The organism is Pseudomonas sp. HMSC08G10, assembly GCF_001808425.1.
Taxonomy (GTDB): Bacteria; Pseudomonadota; Gammaproteobacteria; order Pseudomonadales; family Pseudomonadaceae; genus Aquipseudomonas; species Aquipseudomonas guariconensis.
Window position 1 is genome coordinate 41685 of the sequence record NZ_KV793285.1, and the last position, 23537, is coordinate 65221.

The 23537-nt window shown below is 62.8% G+C and carries 20 protein-coding genes; 15 read left to right on the forward strand and 5 right to left on the reverse strand.

Annotated features, from left to right (window positions below; translation table 11 throughout):
- Positions 1–117: 117 nt before the first annotated feature.
- Both lhpH and lhpI read right to left on the reverse strand, forming a co-directional pair.
- The gene (gene lhpH / locus HMPREF3173_RS01370; protein WP_070571188.1) at positions 118–1125 is read right to left on the reverse strand and encodes a trans-3-hydroxy-L-proline dehydratase; all 1008 of its coding nucleotides are present in this window, start codon (positions 1123–1125) and stop codon (positions 118–120) included.
- Positions 1126–1147: 22 nt separating this feature from the next.
- Positions 1148–2053: a bifunctional Delta(1)-pyrroline-2-carboxylate/Delta(1)-piperideine-2-carboxylate reductase gene (lhpI, locus tag HMPREF3173_RS01375; RefSeq protein WP_070571189.1), complete on the reverse strand. Its 906-nt coding sequence runs from the start codon at positions 2051–2053 to the stop codon at positions 1148–1150.
- Positions 2054–2362: 309 nt separating this feature from the next.
- On the opposite strand from lhpI, the gene HMPREF3173_RS01380 reads away from it, so the two are divergent.
- From HMPREF3173_RS01380 to HMPREF3173_RS01415, 8 genes are all read left to right on the forward strand, one after another.
- Entirely contained in the window at positions 2363–3157 is a 795-nt protein-coding gene (locus HMPREF3173_RS01380) for a FadR/GntR family transcriptional regulator (protein WP_256543720.1), read from the forward strand.
- A 171-nt stretch (positions 3158–3328) separates the two neighbouring features.
- Positions 3329–4753, forward strand: coding sequence for an MFS transporter (locus HMPREF3173_RS01385; protein WP_337993573.1), 1425 nt, complete (start codon positions 3329–3331; stop codon positions 4751–4753).
- Positions 4754–5012: 259 nt separating this feature from the next.
- The gene (locus HMPREF3173_RS01390; RefSeq protein ID WP_070571191.1) at positions 5013–5789 is read left to right on the forward strand and encodes an ABC transporter substrate-binding protein; all 777 of its coding nucleotides are present in this window, start codon (positions 5013–5015) and stop codon (positions 5787–5789) included.
- A gap of 24 nt (positions 5790–5813) precedes the next feature.
- Entirely contained in the window at positions 5814–6503 is a 690-nt protein-coding gene (locus HMPREF3173_RS01395; RefSeq protein WP_043208939.1) for an ABC transporter permease, read from the forward strand.
- 16 nt (positions 6504–6519) lie between these two features.
- Positions 6520–7215 (forward strand): ABC transporter permease, encoded by a 696-nt coding sequence (locus HMPREF3173_RS01400; RefSeq protein ID WP_371906658.1) that lies wholly within the window; start codon positions 6520–6522, stop codon positions 7213–7215.
- 9 nt (positions 7216–7224) lie between these two features.
- Positions 7225–8337 (forward strand): succinylglutamate desuccinylase/aspartoacylase family protein, encoded by a 1113-nt coding sequence (locus HMPREF3173_RS01405; RefSeq protein ID WP_070571193.1) that lies wholly within the window; start codon positions 7225–7227, stop codon positions 8335–8337.
- A gap of 18 nt (positions 8338–8355) precedes the next feature.
- On the forward strand, positions 8356–9120 hold the full coding sequence (locus tag HMPREF3173_RS01410) for an ABC transporter ATP-binding protein (protein WP_043208946.1): 765 nt from the start codon (positions 8356–8358) through the stop codon (positions 9118–9120).
- A 79-nt stretch (positions 9121–9199) separates the two neighbouring features.
- Positions 9200–10108, forward strand: coding sequence for a MurR/RpiR family transcriptional regulator (locus HMPREF3173_RS01415; RefSeq protein WP_070571194.1), 909 nt, complete (start codon positions 9200–9202; stop codon positions 10106–10108).
- Positions 10109–10168: 60 nt separating this feature from the next.
- Here HMPREF3173_RS01415 and HMPREF3173_RS01420 read toward each other — a convergent pair whose 3' ends face one another.
- Complete coding sequence (locus HMPREF3173_RS01420) at positions 10169–11548, reverse strand: purine-cytosine permease family protein (protein WP_070571195.1); 1380 nt, start codon at positions 11546–11548, stop codon at positions 10169–10171.
- A 220-nt stretch (positions 11549–11768) separates the two neighbouring features.
- Between HMPREF3173_RS01420 and HMPREF3173_RS01425 the strand changes: the two genes are divergently transcribed.
- From HMPREF3173_RS01425 to HMPREF3173_RS01455, 7 genes are all read left to right on the forward strand, one after another.
- Entirely contained in the window at positions 11769–14321 is a 2553-nt protein-coding gene (locus HMPREF3173_RS01425) for a bifunctional diguanylate cyclase/phosphodiesterase (RefSeq protein ID WP_070571196.1), read from the forward strand.
- A 144-nt stretch (positions 14322–14465) separates the two neighbouring features.
- Entirely contained in the window at positions 14466–15554 is a 1089-nt protein-coding gene (psrA, locus tag HMPREF3173_RS01430) for an iron-containing alcohol dehydrogenase PsrA (protein WP_070571269.1), read from the forward strand.
- 112 nt (positions 15555–15666) lie between these two features.
- On the forward strand, positions 15667–16962 hold the full coding sequence (locus tag HMPREF3173_RS01435; protein WP_070571197.1) for an MFS transporter: 1296 nt from the start codon (positions 15667–15669) through the stop codon (positions 16960–16962).
- A gap of 50 nt (positions 16963–17012) precedes the next feature.
- The gene (locus HMPREF3173_RS01440; RefSeq protein WP_070571198.1) at positions 17013–17891 is read left to right on the forward strand and encodes a LysR substrate-binding domain-containing protein; all 879 of its coding nucleotides are present in this window, start codon (positions 17013–17015) and stop codon (positions 17889–17891) included.
- 75 nt (positions 17892–17966) lie between these two features.
- A complete protein-coding gene (gene phnX, locus HMPREF3173_RS01445; RefSeq protein ID WP_070571199.1) occupies positions 17967–18794 on the forward strand; it encodes a phosphonoacetaldehyde hydrolase in 828 nt (275 codons plus the stop codon).
- A gap of 128 nt (positions 18795–18922) precedes the next feature.
- Positions 18923–20089 (forward strand): acetyltransferase domain-containing protein, encoded by a 1167-nt coding sequence (locus tag HMPREF3173_RS01450; RefSeq protein WP_070571270.1) that lies wholly within the window; start codon positions 18923–18925, stop codon positions 20087–20089.
- Positions 20090–20100: 11 nt separating this feature from the next.
- Entirely contained in the window at positions 20101–21447 is a 1347-nt protein-coding gene (locus HMPREF3173_RS01455) for an OprD family porin (RefSeq protein WP_070571200.1), read from the forward strand.
- Positions 21448–21462: 15 nt separating this feature from the next.
- On the opposite strand, the gene HMPREF3173_RS01460 is transcribed toward HMPREF3173_RS01455, so the two are convergent.
- Positions 21463–22017: a helix-turn-helix domain-containing protein gene (locus HMPREF3173_RS01460; RefSeq protein WP_043208966.1), complete on the reverse strand. Its 555-nt coding sequence runs from the start codon at positions 22015–22017 to the stop codon at positions 21463–21465.
- A gap of 149 nt (positions 22018–22166) precedes the next feature.
- Positions 22167–23525, reverse strand: coding sequence for an aspartate aminotransferase family protein (locus HMPREF3173_RS01465; RefSeq protein ID WP_070571201.1), 1359 nt, complete (start codon positions 23523–23525; stop codon positions 22167–22169).
- Positions 23526–23537 lie beyond the last annotated feature (12 nt).

Here is a 23537-nt window from a genome sequence, read left to right on the forward strand (position 1 = left end):
TATGCCTCCCCCACCAAGACCGTCCAAGTCATAATTCGACAGACTTTAGACCTAGAAAGCAACACTCATGTGGAGGCAAGAGCGGTGCTCCCACAAAGCGACCTCTTGCCCCTTTCATTACCGCACGAGGAAGCCGTGCTTCTGCGGATCGCGATCATCGATGATCCAGTTGCAAAAGCCACAGATGTAAGCGTTGCCCGATACTTCAGGAATCACCGCTGGAATGTCGCCCACAGTGGTTTCCCTGATGACCTTGGCGGTAAAGACCGAACCGATCACCGACTCGTTGACCAACACCTCGTCCTTGCCCAGCAGCCCGCGCAGATAGAGTTGCGCGACACGGCCACTGGTACCGGATCCGGTCGGCGAGCGGTCCACTTCGCGATCGGCGAAGATGCAACAGTTGGCCTGGGTGGACTCAGCGAAACGCGGCGCGCCATCGATGATGGTGCCGTAGATATGGTTGATTTCCGGGATGTCCGGATGCACCACAGCGAATGCAGCGTTGGCCGCCTGCTTCACTTGCGCGCCGAACTGCTTGAGCGTCTCCACCGAGGACTCGCGAATCTCCAGGCCATGCGGCGCGCCGCTGGTGTAGAAGTAGAAGGCGCCACCGTAGGCGATGTCTCCTGTGACCTCACCGAAGCTTGGGGTCGTGACGGTCACATCGCGCTTGTAGATGAACGACGGCACGTTGATGAAGCGTACGCCGTTGGCGTGCTTGCCATCCCACTTCACGAACGCTTCGATGAAGCCACAAGGGGCATCGATACCCACACGCGTTTCCGGTTCGGTACGCTCCACCCAGCCCAGTTCGACCGCGGCCGTCGCCAGTGCGATGGTGCCGTGACCACAGTGGTCGCTGTAACCCTCGTTGTGCAGAAAGATGATGCCGAAGTCCGCCGTGGGCGAAACCGGCTCGGTAAGGTAGCCACCGTACATGTCAGCGTGACCGCGAGGCTCGAACATCAAGGCCTTGCGGATGTCATCGGCGTTTTCCAGCAACCAGGCGCGGCGCTCGACAATGGTTTTGCCCGGCATGCGCGGCAGCCCGGATGTCACGATACGGAACGGCTCGCCACCGGTGTGGACTTCGACGGTGCTGATGCTGCGGGTGATTTGCATGGATGCGTCTCCTTGAATGCGATCACACAGGATTGTTGGCCAGGGCAGCGAGGACCACACGGGCGGCGGCCAAATCCCAGGCGGCGGTTCCTACACTCTTGAACACGGCAGGCCGAGACCTGTCGACGCCATCCTTGAGTGCACTGGCCAGCGACGTGACCTTGGAGCCATCGACACCCGCACGCAGCAGATCACCTGCCTCGTGCCGGGCGCCCTCAGGTTCGTCGACGTAGATGGCGCTGGAGTCCAGGGTCACCTTGCCGATCTCAGCCATCTCTGGCTTGAAGGCGCCCACCCCGACGACCAAGCACCCGCCCCTGCCCGGCTCGTCATAGACAGGCTCGGTGCTGGTAGTGGCGGTAATGACAACATCGACCTCTGGCGCGCTGCTGCCGACCCCTTCGAGGTGTCGATGAAGCTCGCGGTTGCGATCACAAAATGTGACGGCTGACGACAGGTCGCGACCACGCACCCAGATTTTCGCATCCGGATACAGCGCATGAATGGCCTGGACGTGGTAGCGCGACTGAGCGCCAGTGCCCACCAGCAGGATGTCACGCGGCGCATGCTCAAGAAAGGTACGAATGGCCAGCATCGTTACGGCGGCCGTGCGGCGCCCAGTCACTTCCGGGCCGTCCAGCAGGCAGACAACCTTGCCGGTGGCGGCATCGCAAACCGTGACGACCCCGTTGATGGTTGGCAGATTACGCTGGGCGTTGCCCGGCAACACATTGACCAGCTTGTGGATAGCGATGTCCTGCGCGGTGGCAGGCATGCTGAGCAATACACCACCCTCCCCGAGCGGCACGACCATGCGTTCTGGACTCAGAAGCGTACCGGTGTCCAGCTCCCGGGCCGCTCGGGCGATGGCGTCGATCAGTTCGGTGAAGTCCAGCAAGGCAGCGGTTTGGGCTTGATCGCAAACCATGATGGTTTGCTGGGGGTGGAAGCATCACGCACGAGTCTGACTCCCTGGGGCAATGACGTGGGCGCAGAGGATGACTCTGCGTTGGCATGGGGTTGAGCTGGAATCATGTGGCTAAAAAAACTTACCACTATGAGTACAGCGATAGTGTCCGGCTGGAACAGACCGTCATGCAGCGCAACAACCGGTCTGAAAACCGCCCAATTCCTGCTGGATCCTATGCCCACATCACCCTACTGGCAACGATGTTATCGCCGAAAAATGTAAGAACAGGTAAAAAACAAAAACCACTTATCTGCACAAGCCCCATAAGTGGTTAGCCTCTACGCCAGACCGGACGTATACTCCGCACGTCTTTTTCTTCAAAGGTCAGTGGTCATGTCGACAGACCAAAGCCTCACCCAGCCAGCATTCCGCCCCAAGCAAATCTATGAACAGGTCGCCGACCAGATCAGACAGAGCATCGCCGACAGCACCTATGCGGCCGGTTCCAGACTGCCTTCCGAGCGGGACCTGGCCACTCGGCTCAAGGTCAGCAGGCCCGCAGTACGCGAAGCTATTGGCGCCCTGCAGAACGAAGGCTTGGTCATTACCCGGCATGGCTCGGGAACCTATGTACTCGCACAGGATGGCACCCCACCCCATTTGCCCTCGCCTGCGTCGGAAGCCGACTACAGCCCCATCAGTGCCCTGGAAGTCAGGCTCTTGCTGGAGCCTGCGATTGCTCGGCTGGCGGCGCGCAAAGCCACGCGGGATCCGCTGGCAGAACGTTATCTGGCGCAAATGGCAGAAGTGAAAGACATCACCGATGTGCACCAGCAAGCGCTCTGGAGCGAATGCGACCGCAAGTTTCATCACCGCCTTGCGCTGATGACCGGCGATGCCCTGATCGCCAAAATGGCCGATGAAATCGAGCAGACCATGGCTCAACCCCTCTGGAATCGATTGCGTGACGACGGGATCTACGATGCCGAGCGCATCCAGCTGTATGCCGCCGAGCATCGGCTGATTTACGAAGCCATCGTGACCGGCGACGAGCAGGCCGCTGCGTTCTATGTAGAAGGTCACTTGAAACGGGTAAAGAGAGACATTAGCTCGCTGGAATGAGACCCGGCGCTCCTCTTCCTATGCTTAGCCGAAGGAGCATGATTTCCGAGGTTGCAGGCCCAGGGATTCGAAATCCCACTGCGAACGATGCCGATATTTAATTTCAAGCGCCGGGTGACATTTCCTAGTATGTGCCAGGCGCCCTGTCGCCTCCCTCGTTCAGTTCCTGCCATGAGTTTCGCCGTGTTCGCCTTCAAGCAGACCACCCTGTCGCCCCCCGGCGAAGGGGTGCCCAAACCTCAAAGGCTCATCGCCGTCATCGCGATCATGCTCAACATCGCCATGGCCAACCTGGAAACGGCGATCGCCAACACGGCCTTGCCGACCATCGCCGCCGAACTGGGTACCACCGACGCCCAATCGATCTGGGTGGTGAGCATTTATCACCTGGCGATGATCGCCGCCCTGCTGCCACTGGCTTCGCTGGGAGACATCGTCGGCTACCGGCGCATCTCCATGGCGGGCCTGGTGCTGTTCATCCTGGCGTCGCTGCTGTGTGGCCTGGCCCCGTCGTTCGAGTGGCTGCTGGTCGGTCGCCTGGTACAAGGTTTGAGCGCGGCCGGGATCCTCGGTGTGGGGGTGGCGATGACGCGCTTCGTCTTTCCCGACCACATGCTGGGCCGTGGCATGGGGGTCAATGCACTGGTCGTGGGCGCCTCGCTGGCTGCCGGACCGAGCGTGGCTTCACTGATCCTGAGCCTTGCCAGCTGGCACTGGCTGTTCCTGATCAATGTCCCGGTGGGCTTGGTCGGCGTGTTTCTCGGCCTGCGTTCGCTGCCGCCCACCCCTACCAGTGCGCGGGCATTCGATGCTGTGGCGGCGGGGCTCTGCGCGCTGTTTCTTGCTGCCTTGGTGTATGCCGTGAATGGCCTTGCCCAAGGCGGGCCGTGGAGCGTCACGCTGGGCAGCGCGGTGCTCGCCGGGCTTTGCCTGTGCCTATTGCTGCGGCGCCAGGCCGGTCACCCCGCGCCGATCCTTGCCCTTGACCTACTGCGCCAGCCGCTCTACGCGCTGTCTGCCGCCAGCGCTGCGGCGTCGCTCACGGCGCAGAGCCTGGCGTTCGTCGCCCTGCCCTTCATGTTGCAGCACCAGTGGGGGCTCTCCCAGGTCGAGACCGGATTTCTGATCACGCCTTGGCCTGCCATGGCCGCGCTCATGGCCCCCATCGCTGGAAGGCTCTCGGACCGCTACGCGACCGGCACCCTCACCGCGATGGGCATGGGCATACTGGGTATCGGCCTGGTGCTGCTCTGCACCCTGCCGTCTTCGCCCGCGCCATGGGACATCGCCTTGCGCATGGCCGTATGTGGTGCAGGGTTCGGGTTCTTCCAGTCGCCGAACATGCGCGACATGATTTCGTCGATCGCACCGCAGCGCAGCGGTGGGGCGGGCGGCCTGTCGAGCACGATGCGAATGCTCGGGCAGGTATTGGGCGCGGCGTTGGTGGCGGGACTCTTCCAGGTGTATTCAGCCCAGGGCGCTTTTCTGGCACTGTGGGCCGGCGTTGGGTTTGCGGCCTTGGCGTGCGTGGCGAGCGCGTGCAAGTCCCTTGTCTGCGACAAACAGCTGCGAATAAGCGCCTTGCTGGGCCGCTAGGCTCTGCGGGAAATCTATCGGCACCTGTCCGTACGATGTTGCACTGGCGCTCGGAATGCGATTCCCAGTGTTCTCCACACAACCTCCTCGATGGGTAAGACGCGACAGTCTTAGGCGCGCGCTTTGCGCACTCAGGCGCTGATACTTTTATTTTCACCATGATTGATTTGTGAAATTAAACGTGTCATTTTCTCTTCGCACCGAGCCGCACCCCGCAAAGAGGCAGGCCGGTAACGCCCTATCCACCGGAGACAAGAATATGAACAAGACCGGACTTCTAGGCGCATTGGCGCTGTGTGCCTGCAGCGCGTTGGCTCAGGCCGATGAAGGTAGCCTGCGCATCGGCATCGAGGCGGCTTACCCGCCCTTCGCTTACCGCACGCCCGAAGGCGAGCTGGCGGGCTTTGACTACGATATCGGCAACGCCCTGTGCGCGCAGATGCAGGTCAAATGTCAGTGGGTGATCCAAGAGTTCGACGGGATGATTCCGTCATTGAAGGTACGCAAGATCGACGCCGTGTTGTCGTCGATGTCGATCACTGAAGATCGGCTCAAGTCGGTCGACTTCACCGACAAGTACTACCACACCCCCGGCAAGTTCGCGATGAAGGCCGGCAGCCAGATAACCGATCCGGTCCACGACCTCAAAGGCAAAAAGCTCGGCGTGCAGCGTGCCTCTACCTATGACCGCTTCGCCACCGAGCAACTGGAAAGCGCGGGTGTGGAGGTGTTGCGCTACGCCTCGCAGAACGAAGCCTTCCTCGATCTGGTGGCCGGCCGGCTGGACGCCACCCTGGCGGACATCGTCAATACCGAAGAGAGCTTCATCAAGACGCCCGCTGGCCAAGGCTTCGCACTGGTCGGCCCGGACATCAGCGACCCACGCTACTTCGGTCGGGGCGCGGGGATCGCCGTGCGCAAAGGCGATCACGCCAATTTGGCGCGATTGAACGCCGCCATCGCAGCCATTCGTGCCAATGGGACCTACCAGCAGGTGCAAAGCAAGTACTTCCCATTCGACATCTATGGCCAATAGCTCCGGCTAACGAGGACTTACATCATGCTTCACGGCTATGGATCGAGCATTCTCGATGGCGCGTGGTTGAGCATCAGCCTGGCCCTGATGGCGATGGCACTGGCCATCGGCCTTGGTCTGATCGGCGCCGCCTGCCGGCTGTCGCCGCTGCGCTGGCTGGCAGCACTGGGCGAGGTCTACACCACGGTGGTGCGCGGCATTCCTGACCTGGTCTTGATTCTGCTGGTGTTCTATGGCGGCCAGGACTTGGTCAACCGCTTGGCGCTGGTCCTGGGCTACGAGCAGTACATCGACATCAACCCATTCATAGCCGGGGTTTGCACCATGGGCTTCATTTTTGGGGCCTATCTCTCAGAGACTTTTCGCGGGGCCTTTCTCGCCATACCCAAGGGCCAGGCCGAAGCGGGTGCTGCTTATGGCATGGGCAGCCTGCAGGTGTTCTGGCGAATCAGCGTACCGCAGTTGGTGCGCCTGGCGCTGCCGGGCTTCACCAACAACTGGCTGGTGCTGACCAAGTCCACCGCGCTGATCTCCGTGATCGGCCTGCAGGACATGATGTTCAAGGCCAAGAACGCGGCCGATGCCACCCATGAACCGTTCACGTTCTTTCTCACCGTGGCAGGGCTCTACCTGCTGCTGACCAGCCTGTCGCTGTGGATCCTGCGCAGCGTGGAAAACCGTTACTCGTTCGGCTTCAAAGCCGCGGACCTGTGAAGGGAAGGTTTGCATCATGCTTGACTACCACCTGATCTGGCAGAACCTACCCTTGTACCTAAGCGGCATCGCGCTGACCCTGAAAGTGCTGCTGGTTTCCCTGGCCTGCGGCCTGGCGCTAGCGATCCCGCTGGCGCTGATGCGCGTGTCGAACTCATATCTGCTGCGCTTCCCGGCCTGGCTCTTCACCTACGTGATTCGCGGCACACCGATGCTGGTGCAGTTGTTCTTGGTCTACTACGGCCTGGCTCAGTTCGAGCTTGTGCGTCAGAGCCTGCTCTGGCCATACCTGTCCAGCGCGACTTTCTGCACCTGCCTGGCGTTCGCCATCAACACAAGCGCCTACAGCGCCGAGTTGTTGGCCGGTAGCCTGAGGGCCACCCCACGGGGCGAAGTCGAAGCCGCACGTGCCATGGGCATGTCGCGTCTAACCCTGTACCGGCGCATCCTGCTGCCCTCGGCCCTGCGCCGGTCCCTGCCGCAATACAGTAACGAAGTGCTGATGATGCTGCAGACCACCAGCCTGGCGTCGATCGTCACGCTGGTAGACATCACCGGCGCGGCCAAGACCTTCAATGCGCGCTACTACCTGCCGTTCGAGGCTTTCATTACCGCGGGGCTGATCTACTTAGTCCTGACCTTTCTACTGGTGCGCCTGTTCAAGCTGGCCGAACGCCGCTGGTTGACCTACCTGGCCCCACGCAAGCACTGAGGAGCATCCATGCAGCAAATCGACCATATCCTGCCTTGGAGTGCCTGCGGTACCCAACGCACCCTGAGCCTGTTCCGCTTCGGTAACGGCCCGCGCAAAGCCTATATCCAGGCCTCGCTGCACGCGGACGAACTGCCGGGTATGCGCGTGGCGGTGGCCTTGAAGTCCCGCCTGGCCGAGCTGGAAGCCCAAGACCGGCTCAAGGGCGTGATTGAACTGGTGCCGCTGGCCAATCCGATTGGAATCGGCCAGATGTTCCAGGCCACCCACCAAGGTCGTTTCGAGTTCAACAGCGGCAAGAACTTCAACCGCGATTTTCCGGCACTGACCACAGCACTGGTCGAACGTCTGGAGGGCCTGCTGGGCGAGGACGGCGAGGCCAACGTAGCCATCATTCGCCGCACCATGCTCGATATTCTCGAGCACATGCCCCCCGCGCAGTCGGAGCTCGACGGTCTTCGTCGCTTGCTCCTGCAACACGCGTGCGACGCCGATGTGGTGCTGGACCTGCACTGCGATTTCGAGTCGGTGATGTTGCTGTATGCATTGCCGCAGAACTGGCCACGTCTGCGCTCTCTGGCGGCACGCCTGGAGGCGCAGGTGGCGCTGTTGGCCGAAGACGCCGGCGGCAACGCATTCGACGAAGCCTGCGCGGTGCCTTGGACGAAGCTGTCCAAGCACTTCGAGCAGGCCAACATCCCGTTGGCCTGTATCGCCACCACCGTGGAGTTGCGCGGCATGGCCGATACCGAACGTGAACTCTGCCAGGCCAACGCCGAGCACATCCTTGCCTACCTCGCCGATCAGGGACTGATCAGCGGCCAGTGGCCCGATGCGCCAAGCCACTGCTGCCAAGCCACGCCCTTTGCCGGCGCTCAATACGCCTATGCCGAACATCCCGGCGTGGTCAGCTATCTGCAACCACTGGGGGCGCAGGTGAAGGTCGGGGACCCGTTGTTCGAAGTGATCGATCCGCTCAGCGATCGTCACAGCGTGGTCAGGGCCACCACTGACGGCATTCTCTATGCCCGCGAACGCCTGCGCTTCGCCCAACCAGGTCTGTGGCTGGCCAAAGTCGCCGGTAGCACGCCTATTCGCCAAGGTCGCTTGCTCAGCGACTGACACAACGAGTACCCATCGATGAACAAACTGGAAATTCAGGACCTGCACAAAAGCTACGGCAGCCACCAGGTACTCAAAGGCGTCTCGCTGCAGGCCAAGGCGGGCGATGTGATCAGCATCATCGGCTCCAGCGGCTCCGGCAAGAGCACCTTCCTACGCTGCATAAACTTGCTCGAGCAACCCAATGCCGGGCAGATCCTGGTCAATGGCGAACAACTGAGATTGCGCAACTGCCCCCGTGGCGGTCTGCGCGCCGCCGACCCTCGCCAACTGCAGCGCCTGCGCTCACGGCTGAGCATGGTCTTTCAGCATTTCAACCTCTGGTCGCACATGAGCACCCTGGACAACGTCATGCAAGCCCCTGTGCATGTCCTGGGCATGAACCGCAAGCAAGCCCGCGAAAAAGCCGAGTACTACCTGCACAAGGTCGGCGTCAGCCATCGCCGTGACGCCTACCCAGCACACATGTCCGGAGGCGAGCAGCAGCGCGTGGCGATCGCACGGGCCCTGGCCATGGAGCCGGAGGTCATGCTGTTCGACGAGCCGACCTCGGCGCTCGACCCAGAGCTGGTCGGCGAGGTGCTAAAGGTCATGCAGGACCTGGCTCAGGAAGGCCGCACCATGGTCGTAGTCACCCATGAGATGGGCTTTGCCAGGGAGGTCTCCAACCAAGTGCTGTTCTTGCACCAAGGGGTGGCCCTGGAACGCGGCGCCCCTCAGGAGGTGCTCGCACGTCCCCAGTCCCAACGCTTGCAGCAGTTCCTTGCCGGCAGCCTCAAGTAAGCCCGCACGAGCGCCCCGGCTGCGGCCGGGGAATGCCTTGAGATAGACTACGGCCAATCACTCAGGGAGCTTGCGCCGGATGCCGAGCAAATCGAAGAACAATACCGTCTATGCCTCGCCGGTCATGCGCAAGTTGTCGCAACAACTGCCCGACCTACCACCGTCGTTGCGCAAGGTCGCCGACTACATTCTGCGCCACCCGCTAAAAGCGGCGACCCTGACCATCGAAGACATGGCCCAGGCCACCGCGACCTCGCCTGCTGCGGTCAATCGCCTGGCCAAGGCCCTGGACCTGGGCGGCTACACTGGCATGAAAGCCGAGCTGGTGGCCACCTTGCAGCAAATGGTCTCGCCCGTAGACAAACTCCGCAACGAGCTGGCCCAGCGGCCCAGCGGCGACTTCGGCCTGCATGAGCAGATCCAAAGTGCCGGCAGCAACTTGGCCAGCACCGGTAGCAACAATCCAGCCGATGCGTTCGAAGCCTTCGTCAGCCGGCTGATCTCGGCACGCAAAGTCTATGTGCTGGGCTTCGGAAACAGCGCCTACATGGCCGGACTCGCAGCTTCGACGCTAGTGCCGTTCTGCAAGGATGCCTGCGCCATCAGCATGGAGGGCGGTAACGAGAACGCCGCCTACCGCCTGGCAGCAATCACCGAGCAAGACGTGCTGCTGGCGATTTCCATGCCGCGCTACTCCCAGGACACCCTCCAGCTTTCGCGCTTTGCTCGCGAGCGCAACGCCACGGTGCTGGCAATTACCGACTCGCCCGCCTCCCCTCTCACCGCCATCGCTGACCACGTATTGTTCGCGCCCGCCGATCATCCGGTATTGACCAGCTCCAACATTGCCGTGCTGGCATTGATCGAGGGGCTGGTGGCCGGCGTCATGGCGCGCAACAAGGAAGCGGTGAAGCTGGCGACAGAGTTGACCGAAAGCGTGATGGCTTACTTGCACATGCCCGCTGCCAAGACGCCCCGCAAGGGATGACAAGCCCGCTTCCTGCGGGCGTGTTGGGTTTTCAGCCTATCGAAATAGCCGACTAACCAGTTACTCCGGCACCGAGGACTGGAACTGACCTTGCCTGGCCGAGGATGGGCTGTTGACCATGCAATACAGCGCTCCCGCCAGTACCAGGCCCACCACCCAGCTGATGTCCGCGTCCAGCCAGCTCGCGACGAAGCCTGTGTAGAACGACAGCTTCATGAACGGAATGGTGCCGATGATCGAGACGGCGTACACCGCCAGGGTCCGGCGATTGAAGCGTCCGTAGCGGCCCTTGGCGTTGTACAGCTCAGCGACGTCGTAGTGACCGCGGCACACCCAGTAGTAGTCCGCCAGGTTGATCGCACTCCAGGGGATCAACAGGTAGAGCTGCCCGATCAGGATGTCGGCAAAGAAAGTGTCGAAATGGTACTGGGTGGCGATGGCGATCAGCGTGGCGGCGAGGGTCAGCACCGCCATCACCACTGCCTTGGCGGTGGGGGTGACATATCGCAGCCCACCGAAAGCGCCGAAAATCGTCACCGACGACATGTAGGCGCTGTACAGGCAGAGCACGTTGTACTGGATGACGCCAAGCGCAATCACGCCCAGCGCCATCGGCGCCGAAGGCCCGAACAGCGTGGCGATCGCGGTGGCCGGGTTCAGGCCAAGGGCTGTCGGAATCGCGACGGCCAGCAACGCGCCCAGGGCCATCATGGCGAAGGAGCCTAGCGCGCAACCCGAATAGGTTGTCCAGAATGTGGTGCGGGTGTTCACGTTGGCTGGCAGATAGCGTGAGTAATCGGCCACGTAGGGGCCATATCCCAGCGTCCATGACGCCGCCTGCGCTACCACCAGGTTGAAAGCGGTCCACGAGAACGCGCCAGTGGCCGAGGCATTCGCCGACGCCTGGCCGGGATGCAGCAGGATCAGCACCAGGGCGCCACCGAACACCAGCGTGGACAGCAAGCTCATCCAGGCACCCAGTCGGTGAATCAGCTCATAGCCGACGAAGCCGATGACGAAGGTCAGCACACCGACCAGGACGATGGCTTGGTCGTCGCTGATCGGTAGCAGTGCTTTCAAGGCATCGCGCATCAGTACACCGCTGGCGGCCAGGAACAGCACAGCGGCCACCACCATCACAAGCAACGGAATCGCCGCGCCGTAGACACCGAACTGTGCCCGGCTCTGGATCATCTGCGGCACGCCCAGATGCGGCCCTTGGGCCGAATGCGCGGCCATGAAGATAGTGCCGACGAGATTGCCGATCAGTAGGCCGAGCAGCGTCCAGGCAAAGCTCAAGCCTGCGGCGATGCCCAACGTACCGACCATCAGGGCGGTCACCTGGAAATTGGAGCTGAACCAGATGGTGAACAACCGCCTGGGTGTGCCATAGCGTTCAGCGTGAGGGACAAACTCGATACTTCGCGTTTCCAGCTTCACGACCGTCTCCTGAGTGAATTTCGGGATTATCAAGTGGTGCGTGGAGCCTGCCCGACCTGGCGACGAACATCCCATAGCTGCCAACGACGCCTGCGTGCACTTTGTCGGCGCTGGCAAAGCGGCGGTCGCTGGCTGGATAGACCACCGGTCGTCAGCTGCATCGACCTCCCGGGCCCGCACCCGGTCAACCTTGCATTCCCCTGGCAGCGATGGTGAACGAATGGACGTGCTTGCTGACAATGGCCTGTCGCCCCGTAGTCATGTGGTCCGTCAACTGATCGTGGTGTTTTCCTCCGTCTTGCTGCTGGCCTTGGTGCTGGGGCTGTTCTCGCTGTACCGCCTCGCCGGGGCCTTGGATGCGCGTGAGGTGGAGCAAAGCCGCTTCCACGCCGAGTCCGCCATGACTCAGTTGCAAAAGAACGACAGGACGTTTTTGCTGACGCACGCCAACTGGCAAGCCGCCTACGACCACCTGGCCGGGCCGGTCGATAGCCATTGGGCCTACGATGAGGACAATGTCGGCGCCACGCTCTACACCGCCGATGGCTATGACGGCGTGTTCGTACTCAACGATGACGGCACCCACTACGCCATGGTCGACGGACGCTTGAGCGATGCGGGATTCGAGCAGCACAGCGCCAGTGCCGGCAAGGTCCTGCTCCTGGCCCGCCAGGCTGCGCAGACCGAGCAGGCAGCCTCGGGCTATTTGCTGTTCCGCGGCCAGCCTGCGGTGTTCGCAGCCTCGTTGATCCGCCCGCAGGCGTTGCCCCATCACGTGCCGGAGCCCACCACCGTGATGGTGTTCGTCCGCATCCTCACCCCCGCGGTACTCGCCCCGCTGGGTCGATCGGTAGGGCTGACCGGCCTTGCCGTGAGCGACACGGCCAGCGCCCCTACCGGGCGAGGCCTGCTACCGCTCGAAGGCAGCGGCCATGTCTTGACCTGGGAGATTCCCCAACCCGGCACCGAACTGATCAAGACCGTGATCGTCCCGCTGGCCATCGCGGTGCTGCTCATCGCCCTGGCCATGGCCCTGTTTGCCCGCCATGCGATGCGCGCAAGCGCCGGGATCGACCGCAGCCATCGCGACCTGGCGGCCTCCAAGCACGCATTGCAGACTAGCGAAGAGCGCTTCAAGGCCGTAGCCGAAGCCGCCTCGGACTGGATCTGGGAGACCGACGCGCACCTGCGCCTGACCTACCTCTCGGCGCGCTTCGCCGAACTGACCGGGCATACCGTCGAGGCCTGGCTGCAGCGCCCGATCACCGAGCTGCTGTCCTGTGACACCAGCGAGCTCGCAACCTGGCTGCACGGCCTGGCGGCGACCGGCGCCTCCGGCACTTTGCGCTGCCAGTACCAGGATCACCTGGGCCAGCAACGCATCTGCCGCATCGCCGCGCGAGCGACCATGGCCCAGGCCGCTTGTACCGGTTTTCGCGGGACCTGCAGCGACATCACCGATGAAGTGGCTGCCCACGCTCAGATCCAACACCTGTCGTTGCACGACGCACTCACCGGTCTGCCCAACCGCAACAAGCTGTTCCGCTTCCTCGAGCCCTCAGGTCCGGGCGGGGAGGCGCGCCAGGTCGCGGTGCTGATGCTGGATCTGGACAACTTCAAGCCGATCAACGACAGCCTGGGCCATCCCGCCGGAGATGCGGTGCTGATCGAGGTCGCTGCGCGCCTTGGCCAGTGCACCCGGGATAGTGACCTGGTGGCCCGGCTGGGGGGCGATGAGTTCATCGTCGTGCTGACGCACCCCGGAGATCGAGAGGACATGGACCGCTTCTGCCTGCGGGTGATCGAAGCGCTCAAGCGCCCCATGCAGGTCGAAGGCCATGTGGTTCAGGTCGGCGTCAGCCTAGGCGTGGTGTTGTCAGCCGAATACCCCGGCGCCCCTAGCGACCTGATCCGCTACGCTGATGTGGCCTTGTACAGCGCCAAACAGGCGGGCAAGAACACTTGGCGCTATTTCTCGGCGCAGATGAATGCGGCGCTGCTGGACAAACGTGTGCTGGAAAGCGAGCTGCGCGAGGGCATACCACGCGGGGAACTGGTGCTGCATTTCCAGCCGCGCTTCAAGGTCGACGGGATATCGGTCGCCTCGGTCGAGGCGCTGGTGCGCTGGCAACACCCCCGGCTCGGCCTGTTGCGACCGGACCGTTTCATTGCCCTGGCCGAGGAATCGGACCTGATCGTGCTGCTGGGCAATTGGGTGCTGCACGAGGCGTGCACCAAGGCCAGGGAATGGCCGCAGGCGGTGATGGTCTCGGTGAACATGTCACCGGCCCAGTTCAGCCGCTCCGATGTGGTCCAGGACGTCGGCGACGCCCTGCGGGCCACTGGCCTGCCGGCCCACCGCCTGGAGCTGGAAATCACCGAGAACGTCATGCTCAATGACGTCGAAGGCGCTCTGCACACCATGCATGCGCTCAAGGAGCTGGGGGTGCGCCTGAACATGGACGACTTCGGCACCGGCTACTCCTCGCTGGGCTACCTGCGCACCTACCCGTTCGACAGCATCAAGATCGACAAGCGCTTCGTTCAGTCCCTGGGCAAGAGCGGCAGCGACCGCAGTGTGGTCCAGGCCATCATCAACCTCGGCAACGCCATGGGCATGACAGTGACCGCTGAAGGTGTCGAAACCGCCGAGCAACTGGCCTTGCTCAGCGATGACCAGTGCCATGAAGTGCAAGGGTTCTTGCTCAGTGAACCCGTGGAGAACGTGGTGTTGGTCCGCATGATGGAGGAGAAGGTGGCGGTGGCGCAGTAAGGCTGCGTTGGGTCGGGTGGCGCACGATGGGGCGTACCCATTATCGGCCCACCCGATAGCTACCCGCGATCAATCGATTGGAACGAAAACCGCAAGCCGCCGAGCATGGGCGCACCGTTCAACAACAAAAACAAGGAACTGCCCATGCCCGCTCTCTTCCACAACCCCGTCGCCACCGTGTTCGGCAGTGGCAGCCTGGAACGTCTGCCCGCACTCTGCCCGGGCAAAGTCACACTGGTGACCTTTCCCGAAGCCGCGCAACTGGGCTTGGTCGAACGCGTGCGCGGCCTGCTCGGCGAGCGGCTGGTGTGCGTGATCGACGACGTCCAGCCCAACCCCGATGTCGCCTGGCTGCGCACGGTCCATGAGCGCTTCTGGCAGGTCAACGCCGAGTGCGACACCGTGCTTGCCTTGGGTGGCGGTAGCGCGATCGACACAGCCAAGGCGTTGATCGTGGGGACCGCCTCTGGGCGCTTCGACGAATTGCTGGAACTGCTGGCCAGTGGCAAACCGTTCACCCCTGCGCGCTGCAAGACCCTGGTCGCCGCGCCCACCACTGCCGGAACCGGAAGCGAAGTGACCCCTTGGGCGACTTTGTGGGATGCCGCGCAGCAGAAGAAATATTCCCTGCACCTGGCGTGCACCTGGCCCAAGGTGGCGCTGATCGACCCTGACCTGATGCTCAGCGTGCCTGCGGCGGTGACGGTTTCCACCGGACTGGATGCGCTGTCCCACGCACTGGAATCGATCTGGAACCACAACGCCAATCCGATTTCCGACACTTTCGCCATTTCGGCCATCGAAGACATCCTCGAATGCCTGCCGCGTCTTGAGCAGGATCTGGGCAACCGCGAACTGCGTGCGCGCATGGCCTTGGCTGCGCTCAAGGCCGGCATGGCCTTCTCCAACACCAAGACTGCCCTGGCTCATTCCATCTCCTACGAAATGACCCTGCGCCACGGTCTGCCTCACGGCATCGCCTGCTCCTTCACCCTGCCCTTGGTGCTGGGCCTTGCCTGGGGGCGCGACGTCGGACGTGACCAAGCCCTGAAGAAGGTGTTCGGCAATGACCTGGCCGATGCGCAGCATCAGCTGCGTGGGTTTCTTCACCGGCTGGGAGTCAAGACCGAGTTCGAGGACTACGGCGTGACGGATGCCGAGGCCGAAGCGATGATCGACTTCGCCATGCAGGGCGCACGCGGCCGTAACTTCATCGGCTCGCACGCCGCCTGATACGCGTCCAGACCCCGGTGGCCAGCGCCGCCGCCCTTTCCTGTTGCACCGAACAAGCGTGCCGTCCCGCCGTGCCTCACGGCGGCGCCTACGAACAAGAAGGAAAACCGTCATGAACCGTACACAAACCCTGTCTGGCCCATTGACCGGAACCTCGCCTTTTCGCGTCGCCCAATGGCGCATGCTGCTGGCGGCGATGTTCTGCTACCTGTTCTTCTACACCGGTCGCCAGACCTTTGGATTCGCCATCCCCGGCATCCAGGCCGAGTTCGGCCTGAGCAAAGAAACCCTCGGCTGGGCCTCCAGCGCCATGCTGTGGATGTACGCCATCGGTCAGGCGATCAATGGCAACCTCGCCGACAAGTTCGGCGGGCGCCGCATCATGAGTCTGGGGGCCGTGCTGTCTTGCGGTGCGAACTGGGTCACCAGTTTTGCCGGAGGCTTGTTCAGCCTGGTCCTACCCTGGGGCGTCAATGGCTACTTCCAGGCCTTGGGCTGGGCACCGGGAAGCCGCCTGCTGTCGAACTGGTGGGGCGCAGAAGAACGCGGCAAGGTCTATGGCTTCTACGTGTTCGCCGCAGGCTGCGCCTCGGTGCTGTCGTATGTGACCTCGGTGGTGGTCATCGATGTGCTGCACCTGGAGTGGCGGTGGATCTTCCGCCTGCCGGTGCTGCTGATGCTCGCCGGTGGCATCGTGTTCTACCTGGTAGCGCGCGAGCGGCCACAGGACATGGGCTTCGAGCCCTTGTCAGACACAGGTGTGGCCAATGCGGCGGACCGTGCGAACGAAGCCGACCACGCCGACCAGGAAACCTCCCGGCAACGCTACCTGGCCGTGCTGAAGAACCCGCGCCTGCTAGTGGCCGCTGTTTCGCTGGGCTTCCAGAACGCTGCGCGCTACGGGCTGATCGTCTGGGTGCCCGTGCACTTCTTGGGCGCCAACTGGCAGAAAGGTGACAGCTTCATCGATCCGAAGTGGATCACCGTCGCTTTACCGGTGGGCATGGCTGTCGGGGCATTGAGCAACGGCTGGGTCTCGGACCGGCTGTTTGGCAGCAAGCGCTACCTGGCGATCATGCTCTATATGGTACTGGGCGCCCTGACCAGCCTGTGGATGTGGAGCCTGCCGGCGCACAGCGCGATGGGGCTGTTGGCACTGTTCCTATGCGGGTTCTTCGTCTACGGGCCGGCGTCGAGTTTCTGGGCGCTGTGCCCGGACCTTGTCGGCGCACGCCGGGCCGGCACCGCCACCGGCATCATGAATTTCTCGTCTTATCTGTTTGCGGGCCTGGCCGAACCCTTGATTGGACGTATGCTGGACACGACTGGCAACACGTCTCTGATCTTCATCGTCGTCACCACGGCCTGCGCCTGCAGTGCCCTGGTCGCCCTGTTCGTCCGGCGCTGAGGGTGTGAAGATGCCCGTCATTGCCCACGCGCCCCTGACCGAGAGGCTCCATGTACCAGTACCACAAGTGGTTGCGTTCGTTTCATGCCGTTGCCCGGAGCGGGAGCTTCACCCAGGCCGCCACGCTGCTCAACATCGGCCAGCCGACCATCAGCGAGCAGGTCAGCGGCCTGGAAAAACGCTTCTCGGTGGAGCTGTTTCATCGTCGCGGTCGCTTCATCGAGCTCAGCCCTGCCGGACAGCAGCTGTACGAGATCACGCAAGGGTTGTTCGGCCAGGAGGACGAAGCCCTGCAGTTGCTGCAGAGCTTTGCCCAGCGCAAGCAGGGTATGTTGCGCATCGGCGCCGTCTCGCCGCCGATCGCCATGAGCCTGACCTATTCGTTGATGCAGCAGTATCCGGACATCGAACTGGAAACCTCGTTCACCAGCGAAGCCGGCACGCTGGAGCGGCTGTACAACTTCGATATCGACGTGGCGATTCTCGCTTTGTCGGAATTCGACCATCGCCTGAGCACCCAGCTGTATCGCACCTGCCCGATCCTCGCGGTGGTGCGCGACGACCATCCGTGGGCCCAGCGCGAGCGGATCAGCGTCCAGGAGATCGCCGATCAGCGTGTGGTGTTGCGCGAGCCGGCATCGCGCACACGCCAGCTGGTGGAGGAAGGTTGCCAGGCGCACGGCGTGACACTCGACTGCGCGATGCAACTCAACAGCCGCGAGGCGATCGTGCATGCAGTGGTCCATGGCATCGGGATTGGCTTCGTCTCTGCGGTGGAGTATGCCGATCGCCCCGGCACGCGCTCGATCGCCTTCGCCGAAGACCCATTCCACATCAGCTACTACCTGTGCTGTCTGGGCATTCGTCGCAACCGGCCGATCATCTGCGAGCTGTTCGACGCCAGCACCGCTCCCAACGCCCCGCACTAATGCTTCGCCTTGCCTGCCGCCCGCCGCGTGCGGGCTGGCTTCGTACGCCCTGAATTTCACTCACCGGAGAACACCATGAACTATCACACCCCCAGCAAACTGCAGGCTGTCGTGCTCGACTGGGCCGGCACCGTCGTCGATTTCGGCTCCTTCGCGCCGACCCAGATCTTCGTCGAGGCGTTCGCCGAATTCGGCGTCGAGGTCAGCCTGGAAGAAGCACGCGGCCCGATGGGCATGGGCAAGTGGGACCACATCCGCACCCTGTGCGACCTGCCGCAGATCGCCGAGCGCTATCACGCGGCCTTTGGCCGCTATCCCACCGACCAGGACGTGACGGCGATCTACAACCGCTTCATGCCGTTGCAGATCGACAAGATCGCCGAGCATTCGGCGCTGATTCCGGGCGCCTTGGAAGCCATCATGCAACTGCGTGCGCAAGGCCTGAAAATCGGCTCGTGCTCCGGTTACCCGGCGGTGGTGATGGAAAAGGTCGTTGCCCTGGCCAAGACCAACGGCTATGAAGCCGACCATGTAGTGGCCACCGATGAAGTCCCCAATGGCCGCCCTCACCCGGCCCAGGCATTGGCCAACGTGATTGCCCTGGGCATCGAGGACGTCGCGGCATGCGTCAAGGTCGACGACACCTGGCCGGGCATTCTCGAGGGCCGGCGCGCCGGCATGTGGACTGTCGCCCTCACCTGCTCGGGCAATGCCCTAGGCTTGACCTACGCCCAGTACAAGGCCCTGCCGGCGGACCGGCTGGCGCAGGAGCGCCTGCGCATCGGTCGATTGTTCGAAGGCTCGCGTCCACATTATCTGATCGACACCATCGCCGAGCTGCCTGAGGTCATCGCCGACATCAATGCACGCCTGGCGAAGGGAGAGATGCCGCAAGGGCGATGAACTCAAACGCCCCCAAGCAAGCCCGCCTCGCGCGGGCTTGCTTGGAGTCCCGATCACCAAGGCGATAGCCACGGCATGAATTTACGTTATAAGATAACGTTTCATTCATGCTGATTATCTCCTCGCCCATGACCAGTGCCCCTCCCGCCCTTACCCAAACCACCCAGCGCCTGCAGAGCATCGATGCCCTACGTGGCCTGGTGATCCTGTTCATGTTGCTCGACCACGTGCGCGAGACGTTCTTCCTGCATCACCAGGTCGGCGATCCGATGAACATCGACACGACCGAACCCGGCCTGTTCGCCAGCCGCACCCTGGCCCATCTGTGCGCCCCGGTTTTCGTGCTGCTCACGGGGCTTTCGGCCTGGCTCTACGGCGAAAAGCACCAGGGCCAAGGCGCTGCGGCGGTGTTCTTGTTCAAGCGAGGGCTGTTCCTGGTGGCGCTCGAGTTCACCCTGGTCAATTTCGCCTGGACCTTCCAACTGCCGCCGAGCGTGATCTACCTGCAAGTGATCTGGGCCATCGGCCTGAGCATGATCGCCCTGTCGCTGCTGGTATGGCTGCCGCGGCCTGCGCTGGTGGCGCTGGGCCTGGTGATCGTCGCCGGGCACAACCTGCTCGATGGCCTGCACTTCGGGCCAGAGTCGGCCCTGCACGTACCGTGGGCGATCCTGCATGACCGTGGTTGGCTGGTGGTCTCCGAGGAGATGCGTCTGCGCACTTCATATCCTGTGCTGCCGTGGATCGGCGTGATCGCCCTGGGCTATGGCTTGGGCCCATGGTTCGGCCGTGGCAGCGATGCCCGTGAGCGCCAGCAGCGACTGCTGCTCACAGGTGCCGCTGCCCTGCTCGGCTTCGCCGTGCTGCGTATGATCAATGGCTACGGCGAGGCGCCCTGGAGTGACTACCCCACCGCCACGCAGACGCTGATGAGTGTCTTCAACATCACCAAGTACCCACCATCGCTGCTGTTCCTGGCATTGACCCTGGGCATCGGCCTGCTGGTGCTGCGTGGCTTCGAACGCGCGGGCAGCGCCCGTTGGATCAGTACGTTGGCGGTGTTCGGCGCCGCGCCGATGTTCTTCTACCTGCTGCACCTGTATGTGTTGAAGCTGCTGTACCTCGCCTGCGTCGCGCTGTTTGGGCTGAACCAGGGTGACTACTTCGGCTTCGACGGCATCGGCGCGGTTTGGCTGGTCGCCCTGCTGTTGGCCATTGCGCTGTACCTGCCGGTGCGCAGCTTCGCCCGCCTCAAGGCGCGGCGACGTGACATTGCCTGGCTCAAGTACTTGTAGAAGTCACAGCGATGACCCTATTCAATCGCATCGCCCTGCTGCTGCCGCTGGCAGGCGCCTCGCCTGCGGCGATGGCCGACGCCGCGCAATCGCACGCCGAAGGGTTCCTCGACGGCAGCACCTGGAGCGTGCTCAACCGCAGCGTGCTCGACCAGCGCGACTATCGCCATGGCTCACGCAACAGCAGTGCCCGCAACGCCTTCAAGCCGCGCCGCGAACGCAGCGACCAGGCCGGAGAATGGGCCTACGGCCTGATGGGTAGTCTTCAGTCCGGCTTCACCCAAGGGCGAGTCGGTGTCGGCCTGGACGCGCACGCCTACCTCGGCGTGCAACTCGACAGCGGCGGCGGCCGCGCCGGCAAGGCGCGCTTGCTCGCGCTGGACAACGACGGCCATCCGAAAACGCAATACGGCCGTGGCGGTGCGGCGATGAAACTGCGTTTTTCCAACACTGTGTTGTCGTATGGCGAACAGCGGATCAAGACGCCCGTGTTCAGTTCATCCGACAGCCGCCTGCTGCCTGAGACCGCCACTGGGTGGTTTCTCGACAGCAAGGAGATCCCGACGCTCAGGCTGGTCGCGGGTCACTTCAACGAAAGCACCGACCGCAATGCGTCGAGCCACGACCAAGGCTTCGTGGTGAACTACACCAATGCCCGTCAAGGCAACACGTTCGACCTGGCCGGCATGGTGTGGGCTCCCAATGCCCGGGTCAGCGCCAGCCTCTATACCTCGCGCTACGAAGACACCTGGAACCAGCACTACTTCGGCAGCACCTTGAGCCATGCTCTGGATGATCGACGCAGCCTGGGCCTGGACCTGAACCTTTACCGCACCACCGATACCGCAGACGCCTTGTCAGGCCGTATCGACAACACCACCTGGAGCCTGGTGTCCCGCTACAGCGACGGCCCGCATACGTTCAGCCTTGGCTGGCAACAGGTCGATGGAAGCACCCCGTTCGACTACGTGACCCGGGGAGCGATCTACCTCGGCAATGCGGTGCAGTTGTCCGACTTCAACGCACCGAACGAAAAATCCTGGCAGGCGCGGTATGACCTGGACCTGGGCCCCTACGGCGTGCCCGGCTTGGACCTGACGGCGTTGTATGTGCGCGGGTTCGATATCGACGGCACCCATGCCGACCCGGACGGCGGCTACGCCTACCTCGGCTACGGCAAAGGCGGCAAGCATTGGGAGCGGGACCTGCAGGTGCGGTATGTGGTGCAGAGCGGCAATGCCAAGGGCATGGTGTTTTCGCTGCGGCACAACGTGCACCGGGGCAATGCCGCACAGGCAGAACTGGATGCCGACCAGATACGCCTGGCGGTGGAATATCCGTTTGGAGGGAAGCTCTAGGCGCTGGACGAGCTCTCAGTTGAACACCCAGAGCACGCGAGTCGGCTTGTCCGTCAGGTTGGCATAACGGAAACGCGCGTGAGGTTGGAGCTGGAAACTGTCATTGGGGTGGAGCGTCACCGGATCGCCGTCATCCAGCCAGACTGTCAGTTCGCCTTCGAGCACGAAACAGCCCTGCTCCGAACTGTCGTCCAGATACTCTTCCCCGCTCGAGGCCCCGGGTTCGAGGTGACTGTCGAGCATCGAGAAACCACCGGCGATGGTAGGCGACACGAGCACATCGGTAATCCCCCCTCCCAGATGCAGCGTACGGCGCTCATCCGGCCGCGTGACCCAGTCGAGCGCGCGGGGTTTTTCCAGGCTATAGAAGTAGGCCGTCGAGACCCCCAGCGTCTCGCTGATCGCCGTCAGGTCCGCCACGGTTGGGCGTGACACGCCCCGCTCGACCTGGGATAGAAAGCCCACCGAACGACCGATGCGTTGCGCGAGTTCGCCCAGGGTCAAGCCCTTGAACTTGCGCAGATCGCGAATGAGTATGGCGAGCCCTTCAATTTCTTCGTGCACTTTCATCGTGTGGTCTTGGCGGTGGGAGCGATGGTGTCGACGGAGGGTATTGGAGTGGGCCGTGCAAGGCAAGATCAAGGATCGAAGGGGACGGACTGGGCGGGCACGATGCATGAAGAGCACCTCGGCAGGGAGCCTGCCGAGGTGCCGCAGGCTTACTGGACAGCCTGGTAAGTCAGGTCCAGGCACTTGCGGGCCTTTTCCACCAGCTCGTCGATCTCTTCGGTGCTGATCACCAGAGGTGGTGCGATGATCATGGTGTCGCCCACGGCGCGCATGATCAGGCCATTGTCGAAGCAGTGCTGGCGGCAGATCATGCCGATGCCCTTGCCTTCGTAGCGGGCCCGTGTGGCCTTGTCCTTGACCAGCTCGATCGCGCCGAGCATGCCCAGGCCACGCACTTCACCCACCAGCGGGTGATCGGCCAGCTCACGCAGACGTTTTTGCAAGTACGGTGCAGTGACGTCACGCACCTGCTCGATGATCTTCTCGTCGCGCAGGATACGCAGGTTTTCCAGGCCCACCGCCGCTGCCACCGGGTGGCCGGAATAGGTAAAGCCATGGTTGAAGTCGCCACCTTCACTGATCACCTTGGCCACGTCGTCCCGCACGATCACGCCACCCATGGGGATGTAGCCGGAGGTCAGGCCCTTGGCGATAGTCATCAGGTCGGGTTTGAGGTCGTAGTAGTCGGTGCCGAACCACTGACCGGTACGGCCAAAGCCACAGATCACTTCGTCAGCCACGAACAGGATGTCGTACTTGGCCAGGATCTGCTTGATCTTCGGCCAGTAGGTCTGCGGCGCAATGATCACGCCGCCTGCGCCCTGGATCGGCTCGGCGATGAAGGCGGCGACATTGTCCTCACCTACTTCCAGGATCTTCTTCTCCAGTTGTTCAGCCGCCCACACGCCGAACTCGGCCTCGGACATGTCGCCGCCTTCACCGAACCAGTACGGCTGGGGGATATGCACGATATCCGGCAGCAAACCGCCCTGCTGGTGCATGCCGCTCATGCCGCCCAGGCCGGCACCCGCCACGGTGGAGCCGTGGTAGCCGTTGATGCGGCCGATGATGACTTTCTTGTCCTTCTTGCCCTTGATCGCCCAGTAATGGCGAACCATGCGCAGCACGGTGTCGTTGCCCTCGGAGCCGGAGCCGGTGAAGAACACATGGTTCATGCCGTGCGGGGCCACATCGGCGATTGCCTTGGCCAACTCCAGCGCCGGCGGGTGCGCGGTCTGGAAGAACAGGTTGTAGTACGGCAGTTCTTTCATCTGCCGGGCAGCCACGTCGGCCAGTTCGTCACGACCGTAGCCGACGGCTACGCACCACAGGCCCGCCATGCCGTCGAGGATCTTGTGGCCTTCACTGTCCCAAAGATAAACGCCCTTGGCCGAGGTAATGATGCGCGGGCCTTTCTCGGCCAGTTGCTTGACGTCGCTGAACGGCGCCAGATGATGGTCTCGGCTCATGGCTTGCCAGGCAAGCGTCTGGGAATTCTTTTCACTCATTTATTACTCTCC

Coding starts and splice junctions, on each gene's coding strand:
- lhpH (WP_070571188.1), bottom strand. CDS start 1,125: ATGCAAATCACCCGCAGCATCAGCACCGTCGAAGTCCACACCGGTGGC.
- lhpI (WP_070571189.1), bottom strand. CDS start 2,053: ATGGTTTGCGATCAAGCCCAAACCGCTGCCTTGCTGGACTTCACCGAA.
- HMPREF3173_RS01385 (WP_337993573.1), top strand. CDS start 3,329: ATGAGTTTCGCCGTGTTCGCCTTCAAGCAGACCACCCTGTCGCCCCCC.
- HMPREF3173_RS01390 (WP_070571191.1), top strand. CDS start 5,013: ATGAACAAGACCGGACTTCTAGGCGCATTGGCGCTGTGTGCCTGCAGC.
- HMPREF3173_RS01395 (WP_043208939.1), top strand. CDS start 5,814: ATGCTTCACGGCTATGGATCGAGCATTCTCGATGGCGCGTGGTTGAGC.
- HMPREF3173_RS01400 (WP_371906658.1), top strand. CDS start 6,520: ATGCTTGACTACCACCTGATCTGGCAGAACCTACCCTTGTACCTAAGC.
- HMPREF3173_RS01405 (WP_070571193.1), top strand. CDS start 7,225: ATGCAGCAAATCGACCATATCCTGCCTTGGAGTGCCTGCGGTACCCAA.
- HMPREF3173_RS01410 (WP_043208946.1), top strand. CDS start 8,356: ATGAACAAACTGGAAATTCAGGACCTGCACAAAAGCTACGGCAGCCAC.
- HMPREF3173_RS01415 (WP_070571194.1), top strand. CDS start 9,200: ATGCCGAGCAAATCGAAGAACAATACCGTCTATGCCTCGCCGGTCATG.
- HMPREF3173_RS01425 (WP_070571196.1), top strand. CDS start 11,769: ATGGACGTGCTTGCTGACAATGGCCTGTCGCCCCGTAGTCATGTGGTC.
- psrA (WP_070571269.1), top strand. CDS start 14,466: ATGCCCGCTCTCTTCCACAACCCCGTCGCCACCGTGTTCGGCAGTGGC.
- HMPREF3173_RS01435 (WP_070571197.1), top strand. CDS start 15,667: ATGAACCGTACACAAACCCTGTCTGGCCCATTGACCGGAACCTCGCCT.
- HMPREF3173_RS01440 (WP_070571198.1), top strand. CDS start 17,013: ATGTACCAGTACCACAAGTGGTTGCGTTCGTTTCATGCCGTTGCCCGG.
- phnX (WP_070571199.1), top strand. CDS start 17,967: ATGAACTATCACACCCCCAGCAAACTGCAGGCTGTCGTGCTCGACTGG.
- HMPREF3173_RS01450 (WP_070571270.1), top strand. CDS start 18,923: ATGACCAGTGCCCCTCCCGCCCTTACCCAAACCACCCAGCGCCTGCAG.
- HMPREF3173_RS01455 (WP_070571200.1), top strand. CDS start 20,101: ATGACCCTATTCAATCGCATCGCCCTGCTGCTGCCGCTGGCAGGCGCC.
- HMPREF3173_RS01460 (WP_043208966.1), bottom strand. CDS start 22,017: ATGAAAGTGCACGAAGAAATTGAAGGGCTCGCCATACTCATTCGCGAT.
- HMPREF3173_RS01465 (WP_070571201.1), bottom strand. CDS start 23,525: ATGAGTGAAAAGAATTCCCAGACGCTTGCCTGGCAAGCCATGAGCCGA.